Here is a 19580-nt window from a genome sequence, read left to right as displayed (position 1 = left end):
TTACCCCCCCTCCTCTTAGCCATAATTCCTCGACATCTCACACCCTCAATGTGCCATTCACGGCTGTGGTCGAGCGACAGACACCGACGAACCCACCGAAATCGATCGCCGGCCCTAGTCCGGCAACGGCAACGGCAGTGTCAGCCGGAAGCAGGCACCCGCACCGAGCGCCGTCTCGAGCTCGACGTCGCCGCCATGGGCGTGGGCCAGTGAGCGGGCGATCGCCAGTCCCAGGCCCGCGTCGGCGCCCGGCGAACGGGTCCGGGCGCGGTCGGCTCGGTAGAAGCGGTCGAAGACGCGGCTCGCCTGCTCGGCCGCCATCCCCGGGCCTTCGTCGGCCACTTCGAGCACCGCGCGACCCGCCACCGTGCCGACGCCGATGCGGACCGGGGTGCCCGGTGGGGTGTGCGCGGCCGCGTTGCCCACGAGGTTGGTGACGACCTGCCGCAGCCGCGCCTCGTCGGCGTCGACCGGGGCCGGGCCCGGCAGGCCCGTGCCGCCCGGGCCGGTCAGGGAGATCGGGCGCGCCGGGTCGAGGGCCCGCAGGTCGTGGCGGGCGTCGCCGGCCAGCGTGCGCAGGTCCATCGGCGCCCGGTCCAGCTGGCTTTCGGGTGCCTCGTCGAGCTGGGCGAGCAGCAGCAGGTCCTCGGTGAGGCTGGTGAGCCGGGTGGCCTCGCGCTCGATGCGGCGCATCGCTTCGTCCACATCGGACGGTGACGGCAGCGCGCCCATCCGGTAGAGCTCCGTGGACCCCTTGATGCCGAACAGCGGCGTGCGCAGCTCGTGGCTGACGTCCGAGACGAACGCGCGCATCCGGGCCTCGGACGCGGCCCGGTCGGCGAAGGCCCGTTCGAGCTGGCCGAGCATCGTGTTGAGCGACGCCGCGAGGTGCCCGATCTCCGTGCCGGGCGGCGCGAGGCCGGGGACGCGCCGGGTGAGGTCGCCGTCGGCGATCGCGGCCGCCGTCTGCTCGATCCGGCGCAGCGGCCGCAGGCCACGGCCGAGGGCGAACCAGCCGGCCGCGGTCAGCAGGACGAGCAGTACGGCGCCGCTGATCAGGCTGCTCGACCGGAGCTGGGCGACGGTGGCGTCGGCTTCGGTGCGCGGCGCGGCCGCGAGCACCGTCCCGCCCCAGCCGACGGTCGGCCGCGCGACGGCCCGCCAGCGTTCGTCGCCGGCCGTCAGGTTCACCGCGGTCCCGTCGGCGGGCACCGTGCGCAGCGCGTCGAGGGACGGCAGTGTGGTGCCGTCCAGCCGCGAGGAGTGGATGCCGCCCGCCGGCGTGCCGCCGGCGTGCCGCCGGCGTCCAGGTACACCAGGTACGGCGTGCCGAACAGCTCGAGGGCGGGGTCGAGTAGTTCGGGGCGCGCGGAGGTGTTCTCGAGGCGAGGCGGCCCGGTGGCCGAGACGCGCGAGATGAGCTCGGTCAGCGACCGGAGCCGGCCGTCGAGGCGGTCGAGCTGGTAGCGCTCGACCTGGTCGGAGACGACCGCGCCGCCGAGCGCCAGCCCGGCCAGCAGGAGGCCCGCGGTGAGCAGCAGCAGCCTGGCCCGCAGCGAGAGCCGGCTCACCGCCGTGGCTCCCGCAGCACGTAACCCACCCCGTGCACGGTGTGGATGAGCTTGGGCTCTTCGGTGTCGACTTTCCTTCGCAGATAGGAGATGTAGGTGTCGACGATGCCGGCGTCCCCGCCGAAGTCGTCGCGCCACACCCGGTCGAGGATCTGCGCCTTCGACACCACGCGCCCGGCGTTCTCCATCAGGTACCGCAGCAACCGGAACTCGGTCGCGGACACGCGCACGGCGCGCCCCGCCCGCGTCACCTGGTGCCCCTCGGCGTCGAGGGCGAGCGTGCCGGCCGTCAGCACGCCCGCCTGGTGGCCCGCGGTCCGGCGGAGGATCGCCCGGATCCGGGCGATCAGCTCGGCCAGGTCGAAGGGCTTCGTCACGTAGTCGTCGGCGCCGAGGGAAAGGCCGGTGACCTTGTCGGCCTGACGGTCCCGCGCGGTGAGGAAGAGGACGGGCACCGGCGCGCCGTGGCCGGGCCGCCGCTCCCGCAGCCGCCGGACGACCTCGAAGCCGTCCATGTCCGGCAGCATGACGTCGAGCAGCACCAGATCGGGCGGCTCCGCGGTGGCCGCGGCGACGGCTTCGACGGCCGTCGCCGCGGAGGTCACCTCGAACCCGGCGAAGCGCAGCGCGGCGGAGAGCAGTTCGCGGACGGTGGCTTCGTCGTCCACGACCAGCAGGCGCTCGCCGCGGGACGTCATCGCTTCCATGCCCGCGAGGATACGGAGAACCGGCTCCGGAACCCGTCGACGAGCAGGCTCCCGGCGAACCCCGCCAGCGCGCCGCCCGCGAGCCCGGCCGCCAAGGCGAGCAACGGGTTCGCGCCGACGACGGGGATCGGAAAGCTGAACACGGCGATGCTGAGTTCGAGGGAAACCCGGGACAGCAGCGCCATGACGGCCAGCACCGCGCCCACCGCCGAGGCGAGCCGGACGGCGATGACCGCGGCCCGGCGCAGGGGGCGGCCGGGACGGTGCCGCGTCCGCGCGGCGACGACGACGCCGCAGCCGAGCAGCACGATCGCCGACACCCAGGTGAGCGAGGGGCCGGCACCGCAGGGGAGGGTCATGGGCACACCCAGCCCGAGCACCAGGACGGCCGACACGACCTGCGGCAGGACGAGCAGGACACCCCCGGCCGCCGCGGCGCCGCCGAACGTTGCCGCGGCGAGCAGGCAGACGGCGGTCAGCGCGCCCACCGCGATCAGCGTGCCCCGGAGTCCGGCCGCGAAGGCCCGGAACCGCAGCGCCGCCCAGCACACTCCGGCGACCACGAGCACCCAGATCGCCCCGGCGGCCGCTGTCGGCGCGACCTCCACGCTGAACGCGGCCGAGAGGCTGCTCGGAACGGCGCGGAACGGCAGGCTCGGCCCCCGCACGCAGCCGAGCGCGGCGCCCGAAGTCCCTTCCGGCAGCCGGAGGGTGAGATTTCCTCGTGCTGCGAACGCGAGCGCGGCCAGCCCGGCCGGAAAGACCGCGGCGGCCGCCGCGGCACGGACGGGCAGCCCGTCCCGGCCGCGGCGCAGCAGCAACGCCCCGAGGACGACCACGCCCACCAGGGAAACACCGAGCGGCATCACGTCGACGACGCCGTGCACGGTGACCGGCAGCCCGCCGGCCGGAGCCGCGTCGAGCTCCGCCGTGCCGCCCACCGCCAGCGCCACGACCGCCGCCGTCAGGCGAACTGGACTGCCGAACCGGTCCGCGCCCAGCAGCAGCACGGCGGACGCGGCCACGAAAGCCGTCGCCAGCAAGGCCGCCACCGCGGCGGCGACGCCACGGACCACGTCCCGCATCAGACGTCCCGGCGCCGGAAGGCCACGAACGCGGCGGCCAGCACCCCGGCGACGCCCAGGCACAGCCCGCCGAGATTGAGCCACGGGTTCGGGAAAGCGGGATCGGGCACCGTCTTGAGGACCGCGGCCGCGCCCAACGTCGGCCAGAACAAGAAGACATCTTGGAGCCACGCGGGGAACAAGGCCGCGACCGCGGGTACCAGGAAGACGATGCCCACCAGGATGGCGAGCGCGCCCGCCGTGGCGCGCACGAGCGCGCCGAGGCCGGCCGCGAGCAGCGCGATCGCCGCGAGGTAGAGCCCGCCGCCCGCCACGGCGGAGAGCACCCGGGGATCGCCGAGGCCGGCGTGCGGCAGCCCCTGCCCGGCGAGGACGGCCTGGCCGACGAAGAAGGCGGCGAACATCAGCACCTGGCCCGCCACCACGGCGACGGCGGCCGCCACCACCACCTTGGCCGCCAGCAACCGGTGGCGGCGGGGCGTGGCGAGCAGGGACGTCCGCATCAGGCCGGTCGCGAACTCCGACGTGACGACCAGGATGCCCAGCACCCCGATGATCAGCTGGGCGACGATGTACGACGTCAGGCTGCGGCCGGCCGGGTCCCAGGCCGCCGGCTCCGCGGCGTACTCCTTCCCGGCGGCGTTCATGGTGAGGACCGTGATGCCGAGCCCGACCGCGAACAGGCACGCCAGGGTGTACCACGTCGAGCGCAGGCTGCGGAGCTTGATCCATTCCGCGCGGACGGAGCAGGCGAAGGTCGGCGAGTTCATCCGGTGGCTCCCTGGTATTCGACGCTGTCCTTGGTCAGTTCCATGAAGGCGTCCTCCAGTGAGACGCGCTGCGGGGTGAGCTCGGCGAGCGCGATCCCGTGGTAGGCCGCGAGTTTGCCGATCTCCTCGCTGGTCAGGCCGGAGACGACGAACGACGACTCGACGCCCTCCCGCACGGTGGCGCCGGCGGCCGTCAGCAGGACCGCGAACCCCGGGTGGGCCGGGCGGACGAGCACGGTGCCTTCGCCGCGCATCAGCTCGCCCATGGCCGTGTCGGCGATGAGCCGTCCCCGGCCGATGACGACCAGGTGGTCGGCGGTCTGCGCCATCTCGCTCATGAGGTGGCTGGACACCAGCACCGACCGCCCTTCGCGGGCGAGGGAACGCATGAAGTCCCGGATCCAGCGGATCCCTTCGGGGTCGAGCCCGTTCACCGGTTCGTCGAAGATCAGCACCCGCGGGTCGCCGAGCAGCGCCGCCGCGATGCCGAGACGCTGCCGCATGCCGAGGGAGAACCCACCGGCCCGCTTGCCCGCCACGCCTTCGAGCCCGGTGCGGGCGAGCACTTCGCCGACCCGGCGCCGGGGGAGGCCGTTGCTCACCGCGAGCGCGAGCAGGTGGTCGGCCGCCTTCCGGCCGCCGTGGACGGCGCCGGCGTCGAGCAGCGCGCCCACCTCGGTGAGCGGGACGGGCAGGTCGGCGTAGCGGCGGCCGCCGATGGTGACCGAACCCCGGGTCGGCGCGGCCAGGCCGACGATCATCTTCATGGTCGTGGACTTGCCGGCGCCGTTCGGGCCGAGGAACCCGGTCACCTGCCCGGGTTCGACGGTGAACGACAGGTCGTCCACCACGGTGTCGGGCCCGTACCGCTTGGTCAGGCCCCGTATCTCGATCGTCGTCATGCGGCGAGCGTGCCCGGCCGGCCTGGCCGATTCCTGGGAGGTTCTGGGAGAACCCGGTGAATCCGGCGGCCGGGCCGCGCCGGACCGGCGCTTTCCCCGGAAATCGTGGCTTACGGCCGGTCGAGCAGTTCCCTGGCGAGTGCCTCGCCCCACCAGCGCTCGACCTGCCCGGGCGACCAGCCGCGTTCGAGGGTGAATGCGCTGCGGTTCGGCACGGCCGCGGCGGCGGGGTTCTTCCCCGGCTGGCACGCCTGCCTCGGGTACGCCGGTGCCGCGCTGTTGTTCGCCTCGGCGTCGGCCGCGCCCTACAACGTCGACGGCACCAGCCGGCTCGGCCCGGTGGGACTGGCCGGCTGGCTCGGCTGGATCGCCTGGATCGTCGTCAGCGGCATCACCCTGCTGGCGCACTGACGCCGGTTGGAAGCGCTTCCAGCCGCGAGCCGTGTCATCGATGTCGGCCGCACCGTCCACATCGGACCGATGAACATTGCCGCGCGTGATGGGTTCGTCATCGACCGTTGTCATCGGACGGCGCGAGGTTTAAGCTGTGGCCACCAACGGAATGTTATCGCTAACAGAATAGCGAAAGTTTCGAAACCCCGTCGATTTCCCCGCCCGGTGGCGAAAGTTTCGGCCGTCACCGGCTCGCCTTTCCCTGCCCATGGGAGGTCTCGTGAAACCTCGAATCCGGCACTTCGTGGCCATCGCCGCGGTGCTGCTGGCCGCCTTGCTGAACGCCCCCGCGGCGAACGCGGCGGCCGAGGCCCTGCCGAGCAGTTTCCGGTGGAGCTCCAGCGGTGTGCTGATCAGTCCCAAGTCCGACGCGACGCACAACATCGCCGGGATCAAGGATCCCACGGTGGTCTACTCGGGCGGCAAGTACCACGTGTTCGCCAGCACCGCGAACGCGGCGGGCTACAACCTCGTGTACCTCAGCTTCTCCGACTGGTCGCAGGCCGGCTCGGCCACCCAGTACTACCTGGACAAGTCCGCGATCGGCACGGGCTACCGCGCGGCGCCGCAGGTGTTCTACTTCGCGCCGCAGGGAAAGTGGTACCTGGTCTACCAGAACGGCAACGCCGCGTACTCCACCAACAGCGACATCTCCAACCCCAACGGCTGGAGCGCGCCGAAGAACTTCTACAGCGCGATGCCGGACATCATCCGGCAGAACATCGGCTCCGGGTACTGGGTGGACATGTGGGTCATCTGCGACTCGGCCAACTGCTACCTGTTCTCGTCCGATGACAACGGGCACCTGTACCGGTCGCGGACCACCTTGGCGAACTTCCCCAACGGCTTCGGCAACACGGTGATCGCGATGCAGGACTCGAACAAGAACAACCTGTTCGAAGCCAGCAACGTCTACAAGATCGCCGGTCAGAACCAGTATCTGATGCTCATCGAGGCGATCGGGTCCGACGGTCGCCGGTACTTCCGGTCGTGGACGTCGTCGAGCATCGCCGGGTCGTGGACCCAGCTGGCCGCCAGCGAGAGCAACCCCTTCGCCAGGGCCGGCAACGTGACCTTCCCCGCCGGACAGTGGACGAAGGACATCAGCCACGGCGAAATGCTCCGCTCGGGCAACGACCAGACGCTGCCGGTCAACCCGTGCCGGTTGCAGTACCTCTACCAGGGCAAGAACCCGGCGGCGGGAGGCGACTACAACAGCCTGCCCTGGCGGCTCGGCCTGCTCACCCAGACGAACTCGAACTGCTGAAGGGAATGGCGATGAAAACTCGATTGCTGGCCGCCGCGGCGGCCCTCGCACTGGTGGTCACCGGCCTGACCGGCGTCGCCGAGGCGGAGTCGAACGGCGGCGTGCGGATCATGCCGCTCGGCGACTCGATCACCCACGGGACCGGCGTGCCCGGCGGCTACCGGATCGGCCTGTGGCAACGACTGGCGGCCGGCCGCTACACCAACGACTTCGTCGGCTCGCAGTTCAACGGGCCGGGCAGCCTCTGGGACCACGACCACGAAGGACACCCCGGCTGGCGCATCGACCAGATCGACGCGAACATCACCGGCTGGCTGCGGAGGTACACCCCGCGCTCGGTGCTGCTGCACATCGGCACCAACGACATCCTGCAGAACTACAACGTGGCGGGCGCGCCCGGCCGGCTGTCCGCCCTGATCGACCACATCACCGCGGCGGCGCCCGCCGCCGACGTGTTCGTCGCCCAGCTCATCCCGATCGGCTGGGCGAGCGGGGACGCCGCCGTGCGGACGTTCAACAACGCGCTACCGGGAATCGTGCAGAGCAAGGTGAACAGCGGCAAGCGCGTGCACCTGGTGAACCTGCACAGCGCTCTCACCGCCGCCGACCTCACCGACGGCGTCCACCCGAACGCCGGCGGCTACGACAAGATGGCCGCCGTCTGGTACGGCGCCCTGCGGTCCGTCCCGGGAAGCATCGGCAATCCGCGCGTATCCGCTGCCGCGTAGAAGGAGAATTCACATGAGACGCATATTGCGTGCTTTCCTGGCCCTGGTGCTGGTGGTCACGGCAGCCGGCTTCGCGCAGCCCGCCGAGGCGGCCTCGCTGACCAGGGTGACCGGGTTCGGCACCAACCCGACGAACCTGAACATGTACGTCTACGTGCCCGACCGGGTCGCGGCCAAGCCGGCGCTGCTCGTGCTCGTGCACTACTGCGGTGGCTCGGCCAGTTCGGTGTTCGGCTGGAACGGCAAGGACTACGTCACCGCGGCCGACCGGTACGGGTACGTCATCGTGCTGCCGGAGGCCACCCGCAGCGAGAAGTGCTTCGACGTGTCGACGCCGAAGGCGCTGAAGCGGAACGGCGGAGGGGACTCGACCGGGATCATGTCGATGGTCTCCTACGCCAAGTCCCGCTACAACGTCGACCCGGCACGGGTCGTCGTCAGCGGGTTCTCCTCCGGCGCGATGATGACGAACGTGCTGGCGGCGGAGTACCCCGACGTGTTCGCGGCCGGTTCGGCGTTCTCCGGCGTGCCCGCCGGGTGCTTCGCCACCACGAACGGCTCGCTGTGGAACAGCACCTGCTCGGGCGGGAAGTCGATCAAGACCGCCCAGCAGTGGGGCGACCTGGCCCGGTCGATGTACCCGGGCTACACCGGCCGCTACCCGCGGATGCAGCTGTGGCACGGCACCACCGACACCACGCTGTCGTACCCGAACTTCGGTGAAGAGATCAAGCAGTGGACCAACCTGAACGGGTTGGGCCAGACACCGGCGTTCACCGACCACCCGCAGTCGTCGTGGACACGCACCCGGTACGGCAACACGAGTACCCAGGCGACGGTGGAGGGCGTCAGCATCGCCGGCGTCGGGCACTCCCTGCCGATGACCGGCCAGCTGGCGTACGCGATTTCGTTCCTCGGCCTCGACCACTGAGAGACGGCGGAAGCGGCACCCCCAGTGCCGCTTCCGCCGTGTCCGTTCACCGGCAGAACGAGACTTCCGGGTAGCCCGGCTGATCGAGCACCGGCCGCGCTTCGCCCCGCAGGTGCTGGTCGAAGAACGCGTTCACGTACGTCCGGGTGATCTCCTGCGCCCGCACCGCCGTGCCCTTCGCGCCGTAGTCGGCGCCGAATTCGTCCCCGACCAGCCCCACGTCGGTGAACGAAGCGTGCTGCGTGCCCGCCACCTCGACCCAGCGCTTCCACCCGGTCATCTGCGCGTAGTCCCGTTCCCACTCCACGTTCCCCGGCGCGCACTTCGGCACCTGCTCGTGGCTGACGAACATGAACGGACGCGACAGCCCCGGTGCGGTGAGCGGGAGCTCGGTCTTTCCGTCGATGTCGATCCCGGCCTTGATCCGGTTGTCGGCGACCATCGCGGGGATGGTGCTCGCGCCGCCCATGGAGTGCCCGGCCATGCCGATCCGCTGCGGATCGATCAGGCTCGCCCAGCGGGAACGCGTCAGCGAGTCCAGCACGAAGGACACATCCTTCGCCCGGCCCAGCTCCAGCTTCTGCCAGAACGCGCTCTGGTGCGGGACTTCGCACGACGCGCACCCGGCGAAGTGCCCGTCGGGGAAGCTCTGGCCGGCGTTTTCGTAGGTGTGGCCGACCACCGCGACGGCGTACCCGTGGCTCGCCAGGTCCTCGGCCAGCGCGGAGAGCGTGGCGCGGGGCTTGGTGTAGCCGGGTGACAGCACGATCAGGGGCAGCCCGTGCCCGGACGGCCGCGCGTCGGCCACGGAGTGGGTCACCATCGTGGTGAGCACGTCCGGCGGCAAGCCGCTGTCCGTCAGCAAGGCCGCCGATTCGGCCGCCGTCAGGTACTGCGCTTTGGGCCCCTTCGCCGAGGCCGTCGGGTAAAACAGCGAGACCATCAGCTCCCGGTAGGGCACCGACGGCACCCACGGGTCGGGCCGCGAGGTGTCCTTCAGGTAGAGGGCCGTGCTGCCGACCGGCCGGTCCCCGGTCGGGGCGGGCAGGTAGGGCGTCGACGTCCTGGCGAAGCCGACTTCGGGGTACTGAGACGACGGCTCCGCCAGCAGCGGCTGGGCCTTGCCGCGAAGGTGCTGGTCGAAGAACGCGCGGACGTACGCCGCGGTGATCGCCTGGCCGCGCACCGCCGGAGTCGTGGCGCCGAAGTCGAGGCCGAGTTGCTCGGCGACGAGCCCGATGTCGGTGAACGACGGGTGCGCCATGCCGGCCACGACGAGCCAGCGCTTCCAGCCCTTCAGCTGTTCCCAGTCCCGTTGCCAGGTGCCGGATTCGGTCCCGGTGCCGGGCGCGTACATGTTCTGCCGCCCCAGGAACAGGAACGGCCGGTCGAGCCCGGGCGCGAGCAGGGGGTCGTCCGTCGTGCCGTCGACGTCGATCCCGGCCTTGATCCGGGGATCGGCCACCATGGCGTCGATCGTGCTCGCGCCGCCGACGGAGTGCCCGGCCATGCCGATCCGGGCCGGGTCGATCAGCGACGCCCACTTCGAGTGCGTCAGCGAATCCAGCACGAACGACACGTCCGTCGCCCGGCCGCGCCCCAGCTTCTTCCAGAAGGCCTCGTCGTAGTTGCCGCAGGCCGCGCAGCCGGTGACCCGCCCGTCGGGGAAGGTGGTGGCCACGTTCTCGTAGGTGTGGTCGACCAGGACGACCAGGTAGCCGTGGCTCGCCAGGTCTTCGGACAGCGACGTCAGCTCGGCGCGGGGCCGCTTGAAGCCGGGGGACAGGACGACCAGGGGCAGGCCGTGCCCCGCCGGCCGGGCGTCGACGACGGCGTCGGTGTGCACGGTCGTCAGCACCGCCGGCGGGATCCCGGTGATGCCGGCCTCCTCGAACACGGCCTTCGCTTCGGCCTCGGACATGAACTGCTTCTTCGGCCCTGGTGAGGGAACCGCCGGGTAGAAGAGGGAAACCATCAGCTCCCGGTAGGGCACCGACGGCATCCACGGGTCGGGGCGCGAAGTGTCCTTGAGGTACAGGGCAGCCGTGCCCACCGGCCGGTCACCGGTCGGCTTCGCCAGCGTGAGCGCCGGGTCCGCCGACGCGGCGGGCGACGTCAAGGCGAGAGTGAGTGCGGTGATGACCATGAGGCTCTTGATTCTCATCCGATGAAGGTCACTTCCGGGTAAGCGGGCGAGGGCGCGGTCAGCAGCGGTTGCGGACGGCAGCGCAGGTGCTGATCGAAGAAAGCGCTTACGTACGTCCGCGTGATGGCCAGCGCGCGGTAAACGTCGATCGAGTTGCCGAGGTCGACGCCCAGCTGGCCGGCGAGCACGCCGAGGTCGGTGAACGACTCGTGCACCGTGCCCGACACCATGAGCCAGCGCTTCCAGCCCGTCAGGTGCGTCCAGTCCGTTTCCCAGTCGTCGTACGGACCCGGCGCGCCCGGGGTGTAGTTGTCCATGCTGCCCAGGAACATGAAGGGCCGCGAGAGCCCCGATACCGGGATCGGGACGTGGACGCTGCCGTCCATGTCGGCCCCGGCGCGGATGCGCGGGTCGGCCAGCATGGCCTGGGTGGTGATCGCCCCGCCCGCGGAGTGGCCGGTCATGCCGATGCGCCGCGGGTCGATCAGCGCGCCCCACCGCGAGCGCAGCAGCTCGTCGAGCACGAACGACGTGTCCTTCGACCGGACCCGCGCGAACTTCTCCCAGAACCCCGGCTGGTCATCGACCTCGCAGGCGGCGCAGCCGGTGACGTGGCCGTCGGGAAAGGTCGTGGCGCGGTTCTCGTAGGTGTGATCGATCGCCGCCACGGCGTACCCGCGGCTGGCCAGGTCCTCGGCCAGTGCGGTGAGCGTCGCGCGGGGCTGGATCCGGCCCGGCGACAGCACGACCAGCGGCAGGCTGTGCCACCGCCCGGCCGGTTTCGCGTCGACGACGGCGTTCGTGCGGACCGTGCTGAAGACGTCCAGTGGCAGGCCCGGGATGTTCAGCCGCTCGAGGTTGCGTTCCGATTCGAGCGGGGTCATGTACTGCTTCTTCGGCCCGTTCGCCGAGGTCGCCGGGTAGAAGACGGAGACCATCAGCTCCCGGTAGGGCACCGTCGGCACCCACGGGTCAGGTCGCGAAGTGTCCTTGAGGGACAGTGTGGTGACGCCGACGGGCGCGGGGCCGGTCGGGCGGGGCAGGTAAGGCGTCGTGCTCGCCGAAGCGGGTGACGCGGACAAGGTGAGCGTCAATGCGGTGGCTACCGCGAGAGCGCGCATGATTCCCCCAGTCGGACTCGTCAGGACAGGTGGCGGACGCGGCGGAAGCAGAACCAGGTGAGCAGGGCCGTCATGGCCAGGTAGAGCGCCAGTTCGAGCCACTGCAGCGGCCAGAACCGGGAGCCGGGCTGGAAAGTCAGCCGCTGCTGGTAGCCGTGGACGCCCAGCTGCGCCAGGCACGTTTCCATGGAGCCGTGCTCCGGCGGTCCCGCGCCCGGCCTCGGCGCGCAGACCTGCACGAAGTCCGGCAGCGGGTCGGCCACGTTTCCGGCCGGGTCCAGGGTTTCGTTCGCCAGCACCCACGCGCCGGCCGGCTTCCGCACGCCGATCTCCAGGATCCCGTGGGTGTTGTCGCCGCTGATGTTCGTGATGTTCTCCCCGGTGATCGCGGCCGTCTCGATTTGCGGCGGCAGCAGGTACGGGCGCACGAAAGCCGGCACCAGCAGCAGCACGGCGGCGAGCGTGACGAGCGTGACGGCCATGGCGGCCACCGTCCGCCGCAGCAGCATCCCCACCGCGACGCCGAGGACGAGCGCGAAAGCGGCGTAGCCGATCGGGACGATCCCGCGCGCGCCGAACACCACCGGCGAGATGCGCGGCAGCATGCCGCGGTCGGTCTGGATCGCGGCGAGCGCGTCGATGGGGCTCGCCCACCACGTGACCGCCACGCTCAGCAGCGCGGCTGCCACCATCGCCACTAGTACGCCGTATCCGAGCTTGGTCGTGAGCCACCGTCTGCGGGTGATCGTCTGGTTCCACACCAGGCTGTGCGTGCCGCTCTCCAGCTCGCGCGTGATCATCGGGACGCCCCAGAAGACGCCGATCACCGCGGGCAGCAGGTACAGCGCCAGGATCGTGCCGCCGAACAGCGTGTCCTGGTCGGAGAAGTCCGTGCGGCCCACCAGGTCCGGCCCGGTGATCGCGAGGACCACGGCGATCGCGATCAGGCCGGTCAGCACCGACAGCGCGGGGAAACGGAACTGGCGCCAGGTCAGCCAGGTCATCGGAGAACCTCCAGGGCGGGGCGGGTGCGGGCCGAGCCGCTCATGTACTCGAGGACCAGGTCCTCCAGGCTGACCTGGCCGACGGTCCACGCGGGGTCGAGGATCGGCGCCTCGGTGCGGACCAGCACCGTCGTCTGGCGGTCGGTGTGCTTCGCCGAGACGACGTGCTGGTCCGACGGCAGCGCGTCGACCTCGCGGCGCGGCCCGGAGAGCCGGTGGTGCGTGGCGAGCAGGGTCTCGACTTCGCCGATCACCCGTACCTCGGAAGCCACCAGCACGATGAGGTGGTCGCAGACGCGTTCGAGGTCGTTGACCAGGTGTGAGGACATCACGACCGACAACTCGTGCTCGGCGACGGCTTCCATGAGGTCCTGCAGGAACTCCCGGCGGGCGAGGGGGTCGAGCGCGGCGACCGGCTCGTCGAGCAGCAGCAGTTCGGGCCGCTTGGCGATGCCGATGGTCAGCGCCAGCTGGGCGCGCTGGCCGCCCGACAGCTTGCCCGCGTGCTGCTTCGGGTCCAGCCCGAGCCGTTCGATCCGCTTGTCGGCGAGCGAAGCGTCCCAACTCGGGTTGAGGTGCGCGCCGAGCCGCAGGTGTTCTTCGATGCTCAGCCCGGGGTAGACCGGCGTGTTCTGGGCGACGTACCCGACCTTCGCCAGCTGGTCCGGGCCGCTGCCCGGCACCCCGCCGCACACCTCGATCGTGCCGGCCGTCGGCTCGAGCATGCCGGACGCGAGGTTCAGCAGCGTCGACTTGCCTGCCCCGTTGGGGCCGACGAGCCCGGTCACGTGGCCGCGTTCGATCTCGAGCGTGCAGCCGCTCAGCGCCCACTTGCGCTTGTACTTCTTGCCCAGGCCCTGGGCACGCAGGACGGTCACGCTATTTCCTCTCTGGCGGAGTCGCGAAACGTGGACATCAACAAGGCTTCGATGCTCTCCTCGTCGAGGCCCGCCTGGCGGGCCTGGGAAAGCCAGTGGCGGAGATCCCGCCGCAGTGGCCCGAGCACGGCGAACGAAGCGCCGCCGTTCAGCGTCGCCGTCACGAACGTGCCGACGCCCGGCCGGGCCGAGACGAGCCCGTCGTGCTCCAGTTCGCGGTAGGCCTTCAGCACGGTGTTCGGGTTGATCGCGAGGCTCGCGACCACGTCCTTGACCTTCGGGAGCTGGTCTCCCTTGTTCAGCAGGCCGAGGCGCAGCGCGTGCCGCACCTGCTGGACCAGCTGCTGGTACGGCGACAGGCCGGACCTCGCGTCCAGGTGGAACTCGATCATCGGCAACTCCATTTATCTATTTGCCTAGCACTATAGCTAAGCAGTGGTGTTGCCGCTAGTGATCTTTTTCGGCCGCGGCGGCCAACCTCGCCGCGGCTGCGGCGTCTGTGGAGGCGAAGTGATCGTTTCTCTCCGAAGGGACTTTTCGTGCGTCGATTTTCTGGGGGAGGCATCGTGCGCGGCGTGGTCGTCGCGCTCGGTGTCTCGATGGCCGTCGCCGCGGGACCGGCGGTCGCGTCCGCGGCACCCGACTCCATCGACAAGGTGCCGACGCCGCAGCTGAGCTGGACGGACTGCGCGGACGGCTTCCAGTGCGCCAAGGCTTCGGTGCCGATGGACTACGACCGGCCGTCCGGCGCGAAGGTCGACCTCGCGCTCATCAAGCTGCCCGCCACCGATCCCACGCACCGGATCGGCACGCTGTTCGTCAACTTCGGCGGCCCCGGCGCGTCCGGCCTGCAGCGGCTGCGGGAGCGCGGGAAGTGGCCGTGGCTGTTCTCCGACGAACTGCGCGCCCGGTTCGACCTGGTCTCGTGGGACCCGCGCGGGATCGCCAACAGCACGGCGGTCCGGTGCTTCGACTCGGTGGCCGAGCAGCAGGCCTTCTTCGGGTCGTTCCCGGAGATGCCGGGCGACCCGAGCGGCAACGCGGCCTTCTACGCCAAGTCGAAGGAGCTGGCCGACCGCTGCTCGGCGAAGGCGGGCCCGATCCTGGAGCACGTCTCGACCGCCAACACGGCCCGTGACCTGGAGATGCTGCGCCGCGCGGTCGGCGACCCGAAGCTGAACTACCACGGCATTTCCTACGGAACGCAGCTCGGGGCAACCTACGCGAACCTGTTCCCGAACCGGATCCGGGCGATGGTGTTCGACGGCACCATGGACTTCGCCGGCAACTCGACCGGGCAGAACGGCAACGGCAAGAGCGTCCCGCTGGACACCCGGCAGGACGTCGCGACCGGCATCGCGCAGACCTTCGAGCAGTTCCTGCGGCTGTGCACGGAAGCGGGCCCGAAGTGCGCGTTCTCCTCGGGCGACCCGAAGGCGAAGTGGGCGGCGCTGGCGGCGCGGGCCAAGCAGGCCCCGATCGTCAGCGACGGCGAGACCTGGACGTATTCGGGAATCATCAACGCGGCGGCCGACCTGTCGGACTCGCGGGGCTGGCCGGACATCGCCGCGCTGCTGCAGCGTCTCTACGACGCTCCGGCCGCTGCTCGCTCCGCTTCCGCCTTGGTCGCCGGTGAGCCGTACACCACGAACCGCACCGAGGCGTTCAACGCCATCCAGTGCAGCGACAGCGACGTGCCCACCGACCCGGCGATCTACAGCCGGTACGCCGAGTCGGAGGACCAGCGCGTTCCGTACTTCGGGCGGATCGCGGTGCTGGACATGATGAGCTGCGCGTTCTGGAAGGCGAAGGACACCGACCGCTACACGGGCCCGTGGAACCGCCCGACGTCGGCGGAGATCCTGGTGCTGAACAACCGCTACGACCCGTCGACGCCGGTGCACGGCGCTCGCGACGGCGCCGCGGAACTGGCCCGGGCGCGGGTGTTCGTGACCGAGGGCTACGGCCACTCGTCGATGTACGTGCCGAGCACGTGCACCGAGCAGGTCAAGCGGGACTACCTGATCTCGGGAGCCTTCCCGGCGGCGGGCAAGACCTGCGGGATCGACGCCAGCCCCTTCGCGGGCTGACCGCGGACCGAGTGTGGCGGGCCCCGCCGGATTTCCGGCGGGGCCCGCTGTCGTCCGGACGTCATGCGGTCAAGCTTGGTTGAACCGGGCGGCGAATCGTGCGGTGAACAGGTCGGCGCCCTTGCGTTCGTGGACCGTCTCCGCGCTTGCCGCCGAGGGACCGTGGGGAGCCGGGAGCTGACCGACTCCCGCGTGTGTTCCCAGCGGGAGCAGTATTCGCCGGTCGGGCGCCGGGGTGTGGACGGCGTCCGGCGGGTCGCCGGCGAGCTGTGCCCTGATGTTCCTCGCCACGATCGTGGCGTGTTCCATCGCGTAGGACGCCATTTTCGGGTCGGGGAGGTCGACTACGTCGCCGATGGCGTAGACGTGGTCGTAGCCTTGGACGTTCAGGTGCTCGGTGACCGGGATCATTCCCCGGTCGGTCAGCGGCGTCAGCTTTCCGTCCGCCAGGCAGCCGGTGTTGATCCGGACGCCGAACGCGCGGAACCAGATGTCGGCGGCGATCTCCTCGCCCTTGTCGGTGGTGACCGCGAAGCGGGCGGCCTGGCCGGCCGGTACCGGCGGCAGTGCGGTCAGTCCGGCACCAAGCCGCAGTTCGATGCCGCGCTCGTTCAACTGGTGGTGCAGACCGTCGCGTACCTCGGGCAGGAACCCGGGGAGCAGCCGGTCGGCCCGGTCGACGATGATCACGGCCTTGTCCGGCCAGACATCCTTGATCTCGCCGGCCAGTTCCAGGCCGACCGGGCCCGCACCGAGGATCAGCACGCGACCGGCGCCGGAGAGCTCCTTGTGCGTCCTGCGGAGATCGTCCAGCTGCTGGGCGACGTCGTTGGCGTCCGGGTTCGGCTTGGCCGGATACGAGTAGCCGGAGCCGGTGGCCAGCACCAGGTAGTCGGCCTCGGCCCGCTGACCCGATGCGAGTGTCACGCCTTTCGGGTCCGCCGAGACCGCCCGGTCGCGAATGATCCGTCCCCGCTCGAGCAGGGTTCCGAACGGGAAGAACGCGTTGGGCGCCCAGTCCGGCCGGGTCAGCGCCCGCAGTGACGCGGCTGCGTTGACGAAGCCCTCCCGGGGGTCGACGAGAATCACGTTCGCGGCGGCATCCAGGTCTTTGGCCACCAGCGTTCCGCCGTACCCACCGCCGACGACCACGACCGTCCGTTCCATGCTGCGCCTCCCTGTTGAGTTGACGTGACAACTATAGGTCGGGAAGTTGTCTCGTCAACTCCTTCGTGGGTACGATTTCGGCCATGGCCGGATCGCGCACGCTGACACCCGAGCAGTGGGAGCTCTGGCATACCTGGATGCAGGCTCACCGCCTCCTCAGCCGCGAGCTGGACCGCGATCTGCAGCGCCAGTACGGCATCTCCAAGACCGAGTTCAGCGTGCTCGTGACACTGCACCAGGCACACGGGGGCCGGATGCGCGTCGGCGAACTGGCCGAGTCGCTCGACTGGGAGAAGAGCCGCGTCGCGCACCAGCTGACCCGGATGGAGAACCGCGAACTGGTGAACCGGACCGACAACGAGTCCAATGGCCGCCGCGCCGGGATCAGCCTGACCGCCAAAGGCCGCGGCGTCGTCCAGGACGCCCTCCTGGGTCACGCGGACAACATTCGCCGCTACTTCTTCGAGACGCTCGCCCCCGACCAGGCCGCGGCTATCCACGAGTGGAGCCGCCGGACGGTCGACCGCATCGAGTCTTGAGTGACGGAGACGACTCCGTCTCGCCCGGGCTTGACAGCGGACCCTCCCGTCTCGCACTATCCGAACAAGTGTTCGATGATTGTCCTGGGTTCGCCTGTGGCTTCCCCACGCGGGTGTCTCCGGTACGAGTACGTGGTGCTGGAGGTGAACGGCGGTGGTGGTGCCGGACGCGCCGGCCGGGACCCCGGGATGACCGGCACACCCCGGCTGCTCGTGCTGTGGTGCCCGGACTGGCCCGTCGTCGCGGCGGGGGCCGCCACGGGCACGCCGCCCACCGCGCCGGCCGCCGTGTTCTCCGCGAACCGCGTCGTCGCCTGCTCCGCCGCCGCGCGCCGCGGCGGGGTCGGCCGGGGGATGCGGCGGCGGGACGCGCAGTCGCGGTGTCCCGGGCTCGTCGTGCACCAGCACGACCCCGGCCGCGACGCCCGGCTCTTCGAACCGGTCGCCGCCGCGGTCGAACGGCAGGCTGTCGGGGTCGAGGTCGTCCGGCCCGGTGTCGTCGCCGTGCCGGTCACCGGCGCCGCCGGGTACTTCGGCGGCGAAGAGGCCCTCGCCGAACTGCTTCTCGACCAAGTCGCCGCCCAAGCCGGGGTGGAGTGCCAGGTCGGGATCGCCGACGGGCTGTTCGCCGCGACCCTCGCCGCCCGCCGGTCCGCGCTCGTCCCGCCCGGCGATGCCGCGAAGTTCCTGGCGCCACTGGCGATCACCGAGCTGAACCAGCCGGGCGACGGCCGCGGCGAGCTCGTCGACACGCTGCGGCGGCTCGGGCTGCGCACCCTCGGCGCGTTCGCCGCGCTGGCCGAACGCGACGTCGCGGGCCGCTTCCCCAAGGACGCCGTCATCGCCCACCGGCTCGCCCGCGGCCTCTCCGAACGGCCGCCCCTGCGGCGCGCCCTGCCGCCGGACCTGTCGGTCACCGAGGAGTTCGAGCACCCCCTGGAACGGGTCGACGAAGCCGCGTTCGTCGCGAAGACCCTGGGGGAGCGGTTCTTCGCCGGGCTGGCCCGGCACGGCCTGGCGTGCACCCGGCTGGCGGTCGTCGCGGTCACCGAAGCGGGGGAGGAACGCGTCCGGGTCTGGCGGTGCGCCGAACCGCTGACCGCGCGCTCGACGGCGGACCGCGTGCGGTGGCAGTGCGAGGGCTGGCTCACCGTCCGCGCGGCCGACCGGCCGAGCGCCGGGATCGTCCGGCTGCGCCTCGACCCCGAAGAGGTCGTCGGCGGGCAGGCGCTGCAGTTACAGCTCGGGTCGATGGGCCGCGACGCCGACGCGGCCGAGCGCGCCGGCCGCGCCCTGGTGCGGATCCAGGGCCTGCTGGGCCCGGAGGCGGTCGTCACCCCCGTGCTGGACGGCGGCCGTGGCCCGGCCGAGCGCGTCCGGCTCGTCCCGTGGGGCGAGCCACGCCGTCCCCTGGCGGCGGACCGGCCGTGGCCGGGCCGCCTGCCCGCGCCCTCGCCGACGGTGGTTTCGCGGCGCCCGGTACCGGCCGCGGTGCTCGACGCCGTCGGCGACGTCGTCCGCTGCACGGAGCGCGGCGAGTTCGGCCACCCACCCGCGACGGTCGCCGTCGACGGCGGCCCGGCGCGCCGGGTCCTCGGCCTGGCGGGCCCCTGGGTCGTGCACCCGTCGACGGCCGCGCACCGCGGCGAACGGTACTTCGCCCGGATCCAGGTGGTGCTGGAAGGTGACAGCCCGGACTACGGCGACATCGCGCTGCTGCTGAGAGCCACCGTCGGAACCGATCCACAGTGGACGGCCGAGGGCAGCTACGACTAGCGCGGTGAAGGAAACGACGGTCGGCCGGCTAGGGGCGGCGCGTCCGAGGTTCGTTGACAGGGGCCGGGCTCGCTCATGCGCCCCAATGTGGCGTTGGGTGCGTTGGATGCACCGAATGTGGCGTTGGGTGCGTTGGGTGCACCGAATGTGGCGTTGGGTGCGTTGGGTGCACCGAATGTGGCGTTGGGTGCGTTGGGTGCACCGAATGTGGCGTTGGGTGCGTTGGATGCACCGAATGTGGCTTTGGGTGCGTTGGACGCACCGAACGCCACATTGGGTGCGTTGGACGCACCGAACGCCACTGTGAGGATGTGGGGGCGAGGTCACCGGTCCGGTTTGACTCGGAACGTCACCGACCGTGGTGTCTGGCCAATGATCTGTCGGCCGGTCCGGTGACCCCGCTGTGCCTCACCGGGCGCGGGGTTTGTGACCTGATAGGAGCCTG

The 19580-nt window shown here is 71.1% G+C and carries 19 protein-coding genes; 7 read left to right on the top strand and 12 right to left on the bottom strand.

Annotation, left to right across the window (positions count from 1 at the left end):
* Nucleotides 1-114 precede the first annotated feature (114 nt).
* The 6 genes from AB0M82_RS29435 to AB0M82_RS29410 are packed head-to-tail and all read right to left on the bottom strand — an operon-like array spanning nucleotide 115 to nucleotide 5035.
* Nucleotides 115-1212 carry a HAMP domain-containing sensor histidine kinase gene (locus AB0M82_RS29435; protein WP_364728484.1) on the bottom strand — a complete coding sequence of 366 codons (1098 nt, stop codon included), beginning with the start codon at nucleotides 1210-1212 and terminating at the stop codon, nucleotides 115-117.
* Nucleotides 1188-1571, bottom strand: coding sequence for a hypothetical protein (locus tag AB0M82_RS29430; protein WP_364728482.1), 384 nt, complete (start codon nucleotides 1569-1571; stop codon nucleotides 1188-1190). The genes AB0M82_RS29435 and AB0M82_RS29430 overlap by 25 nt, the downstream gene beginning before the upstream one ends.
* A complete protein-coding gene (locus tag AB0M82_RS29425; protein WP_364728669.1) occupies nucleotides 1568-2269 on the bottom strand; it encodes a response regulator transcription factor in 702 nt (233 codons plus the stop codon). The genes AB0M82_RS29430 and AB0M82_RS29425 overlap by 4 nt, the downstream gene beginning before the upstream one ends.
* The gene (locus tag AB0M82_RS29420) at nucleotides 2266-3363 is read right to left on the bottom strand and encodes a streptophobe family protein (protein WP_364728480.1); all 1098 of its coding nucleotides are present in this window, start codon (nucleotides 3361-3363) and stop codon (nucleotides 2266-2268) included. The genes AB0M82_RS29425 and AB0M82_RS29420 overlap by 4 nt, the downstream gene beginning before the upstream one ends.
* Nucleotides 3363-4133: an ABC transporter permease gene (locus tag AB0M82_RS29415; RefSeq protein WP_364728477.1), complete on the bottom strand. Its 771-nt coding sequence runs from the start codon at nucleotides 4131-4133 to the stop codon at nucleotides 3363-3365. The genes AB0M82_RS29420 and AB0M82_RS29415 overlap by 1 nt, the downstream gene beginning before the upstream one ends.
* Nucleotides 4130-5035: an ATP-binding cassette domain-containing protein gene (locus AB0M82_RS29410; protein WP_364728474.1), complete on the bottom strand. Its 906-nt coding sequence runs from the start codon at nucleotides 5033-5035 to the stop codon at nucleotides 4130-4132. The genes AB0M82_RS29415 and AB0M82_RS29410 overlap by 4 nt, the downstream gene beginning before the upstream one ends.
* 192 nt (nucleotides 5036-5227) lie before the next feature.
* Between AB0M82_RS29410 and AB0M82_RS29405 the strand changes: the two genes are divergently transcribed.
* The 4 genes from AB0M82_RS29405 to AB0M82_RS29390 all read left to right on the top strand — a co-directional run bounded on the left by AB0M82_RS29405 (nucleotide 5228) and on the right by AB0M82_RS29390 (nucleotide 8414).
* Nucleotides 5228-5446, top strand: coding sequence for a hypothetical protein (locus tag AB0M82_RS29405; protein WP_364728471.1), 219 nt, complete (start codon nucleotides 5228-5230; stop codon nucleotides 5444-5446).
* A 262-nt stretch (nucleotides 5447-5708) separates the two neighbouring features.
* On the top strand, nucleotides 5709-6755 hold the full coding sequence (locus AB0M82_RS29400) for a non-reducing end alpha-L-arabinofuranosidase family hydrolase (protein ID WP_364728468.1): 1047 nt from the start codon (nucleotides 5709-5711) through the stop codon (nucleotides 6753-6755).
* A gap of 11 nt (nucleotides 6756-6766) precedes the next feature.
* A complete protein-coding gene (locus AB0M82_RS29395; RefSeq protein ID WP_364728465.1) occupies nucleotides 6767-7483 on the top strand; it encodes an SGNH/GDSL hydrolase family protein in 717 nt (238 codons plus the stop codon).
* A 13-nt stretch (nucleotides 7484-7496) separates the two neighbouring features.
* Nucleotides 7497-8414 carry a PHB depolymerase family esterase gene (locus AB0M82_RS29390; protein WP_364728462.1) on the top strand — a complete coding sequence of 306 codons (918 nt, stop codon included), beginning with the start codon at nucleotides 7497-7499 and terminating at the stop codon, nucleotides 8412-8414.
* A 46-nt stretch (nucleotides 8415-8460) separates the two neighbouring features.
* Here AB0M82_RS29390 and AB0M82_RS29385 read toward each other — a convergent pair whose 3' ends face one another.
* Genes AB0M82_RS29385 through AB0M82_RS29365 form a run of 5 tightly spaced genes read right to left on the bottom strand, consistent with a single transcriptional unit; the run spans nucleotide 8461 to nucleotide 13955 of the window.
* On the bottom strand, nucleotides 8461-10578 hold the full coding sequence (locus AB0M82_RS29385; RefSeq protein ID WP_364728460.1) for an esterase: 2118 nt from the start codon (nucleotides 10576-10578) through the stop codon (nucleotides 8461-8463).
* Complete coding sequence (locus tag AB0M82_RS29380; protein WP_364728457.1) at nucleotides 10575-11681, bottom strand: alpha/beta hydrolase; 1107 nt, start codon at nucleotides 11679-11681, stop codon at nucleotides 10575-10577. Before AB0M82_RS29380 ends, AB0M82_RS29385 begins: the two co-directional genes overlap by 4 nt.
* A gap of 20 nt (nucleotides 11682-11701) precedes the next feature.
* Complete coding sequence (locus tag AB0M82_RS29375; RefSeq protein WP_364728454.1) at nucleotides 11702-12685, bottom strand: transporter; 984 nt, start codon at nucleotides 12683-12685, stop codon at nucleotides 11702-11704.
* Complete coding sequence (locus AB0M82_RS29370) at nucleotides 12682-13563, bottom strand: ABC transporter ATP-binding protein (protein WP_364728451.1); 882 nt, start codon at nucleotides 13561-13563, stop codon at nucleotides 12682-12684. Before AB0M82_RS29370 ends, AB0M82_RS29375 begins: the two co-directional genes overlap by 4 nt.
* Nucleotides 13560-13955 (bottom strand): GntR family transcriptional regulator, encoded by a 396-nt coding sequence (locus AB0M82_RS29365; protein ID WP_364728449.1) that lies wholly within the window; start codon nucleotides 13953-13955, stop codon nucleotides 13560-13562. Before AB0M82_RS29365 ends, AB0M82_RS29370 begins: the two co-directional genes overlap by 4 nt.
* A 174-nt stretch (nucleotides 13956-14129) precedes the next feature.
* Here AB0M82_RS29365 and AB0M82_RS29360 point away from each other — a divergent pair, with 174 nt between their 5' ends.
* Nucleotides 14130-15653, top strand: a complete 1524-nt coding sequence (locus AB0M82_RS29360; protein ID WP_364728446.1) for an alpha/beta fold hydrolase — start codon at nucleotides 14130-14132, stop codon at nucleotides 15651-15653.
* Between the two features lie 69 nt (nucleotides 15654-15722).
* On the opposite strand, the gene AB0M82_RS29355 is transcribed toward AB0M82_RS29360, so the two are convergent.
* Complete coding sequence (locus tag AB0M82_RS29355; RefSeq protein ID WP_364728444.1) at nucleotides 15723-16820, bottom strand: FAD-dependent oxidoreductase; 1098 nt, start codon at nucleotides 16818-16820, stop codon at nucleotides 15723-15725.
* Between the two features lie 83 nt (nucleotides 16821-16903).
* Between AB0M82_RS29355 and AB0M82_RS29350 the strand changes: the two genes are divergently transcribed.
* Nucleotides 16904-17359 (top strand): MarR family transcriptional regulator, encoded by a 456-nt coding sequence (locus AB0M82_RS29350; RefSeq protein ID WP_364728441.1) that lies wholly within the window; start codon nucleotides 16904-16906, stop codon nucleotides 17357-17359.
* Between the two features lie 189 nt (nucleotides 17360-17548).
* A complete protein-coding gene (locus AB0M82_RS29345) occupies nucleotides 17549-19135 on the top strand; it encodes a DNA polymerase Y family protein (RefSeq protein WP_364728439.1) in 1587 nt (528 codons plus the stop codon).
* Nucleotides 19136-19580: the final 445 nt, after the last annotated feature.

The sequence above is a fragment of the Amycolatopsis sp. NPDC051128 genome (assembly GCF_040682715.1).
Taxonomy (GTDB): domain Bacteria; phylum Actinomycetota; class Actinomycetes; order Mycobacteriales; family Pseudonocardiaceae; genus Amycolatopsis.
This window is presented reverse-complemented; position numbering and strand designations above follow the sequence as displayed.

Bases quoted from the DNA above. Each gene is read 5' to 3' on its own strand.
- AB0M82_RS29425 (WP_364728669.1), bottom strand. From the start codon at position 2,269: ATGACGTCCCGCGGCGAGCGCCTGCTGGTCGTGGACGACGAAGCCACC.
- AB0M82_RS29420 (WP_364728480.1), bottom strand. From the start codon at position 3,363: ATGCGGGACGTGGTCCGTGGCGTCGCCGCCGCGGTGGCGGCCTTGCTG.
- AB0M82_RS29415 (WP_364728477.1), bottom strand. From the start codon at position 4,133: ATGAACTCGCCGACCTTCGCCTGCTCCGTCCGCGCGGAATGGATCAAG.
- AB0M82_RS29410 (WP_364728474.1), bottom strand. From the start codon at position 5,035: ATGACGACGATCGAGATACGGGGCCTGACCAAGCGGTACGGGCCCGAC.
- AB0M82_RS29395 (WP_364728465.1), top strand. From the start codon at position 6,767: ATGAAAACTCGATTGCTGGCCGCCGCGGCGGCCCTCGCACTGGTGGTC.
- AB0M82_RS29390 (WP_364728462.1), top strand. From the start codon at position 7,497: ATGAGACGCATATTGCGTGCTTTCCTGGCCCTGGTGCTGGTGGTCACG.
- AB0M82_RS29385 (WP_364728460.1), bottom strand. From the start codon at position 10,578: ATGAGAATCAAGAGCCTCATGGTCATCACCGCACTCACTCTCGCCTTG.
- AB0M82_RS29380 (WP_364728457.1), bottom strand. From the start codon at position 11,681: ATGCGCGCTCTCGCGGTAGCCACCGCATTGACGCTCACCTTGTCCGCG.
- AB0M82_RS29375 (WP_364728454.1), bottom strand. From the start codon at position 12,685: ATGACCTGGCTGACCTGGCGCCAGTTCCGTTTCCCCGCGCTGTCGGTG.
- AB0M82_RS29365 (WP_364728449.1), bottom strand. From the start codon at position 13,955: ATGATCGAGTTCCACCTGGACGCGAGGTCCGGCCTGTCGCCGTACCAG.
- AB0M82_RS29355 (WP_364728444.1), bottom strand. From the start codon at position 16,820: ATGGAACGGACGGTCGTGGTCGTCGGCGGTGGGTACGGCGGAACGCTG.
- AB0M82_RS29350 (WP_364728441.1), top strand. From the start codon at position 16,904: ATGGCCGGATCGCGCACGCTGACACCCGAGCAGTGGGAGCTCTGGCAT.
- AB0M82_RS29345 (WP_364728439.1), top strand. From the start codon at position 17,549: ATGACCGGCACACCCCGGCTGCTCGTGCTGTGGTGCCCGGACTGGCCC.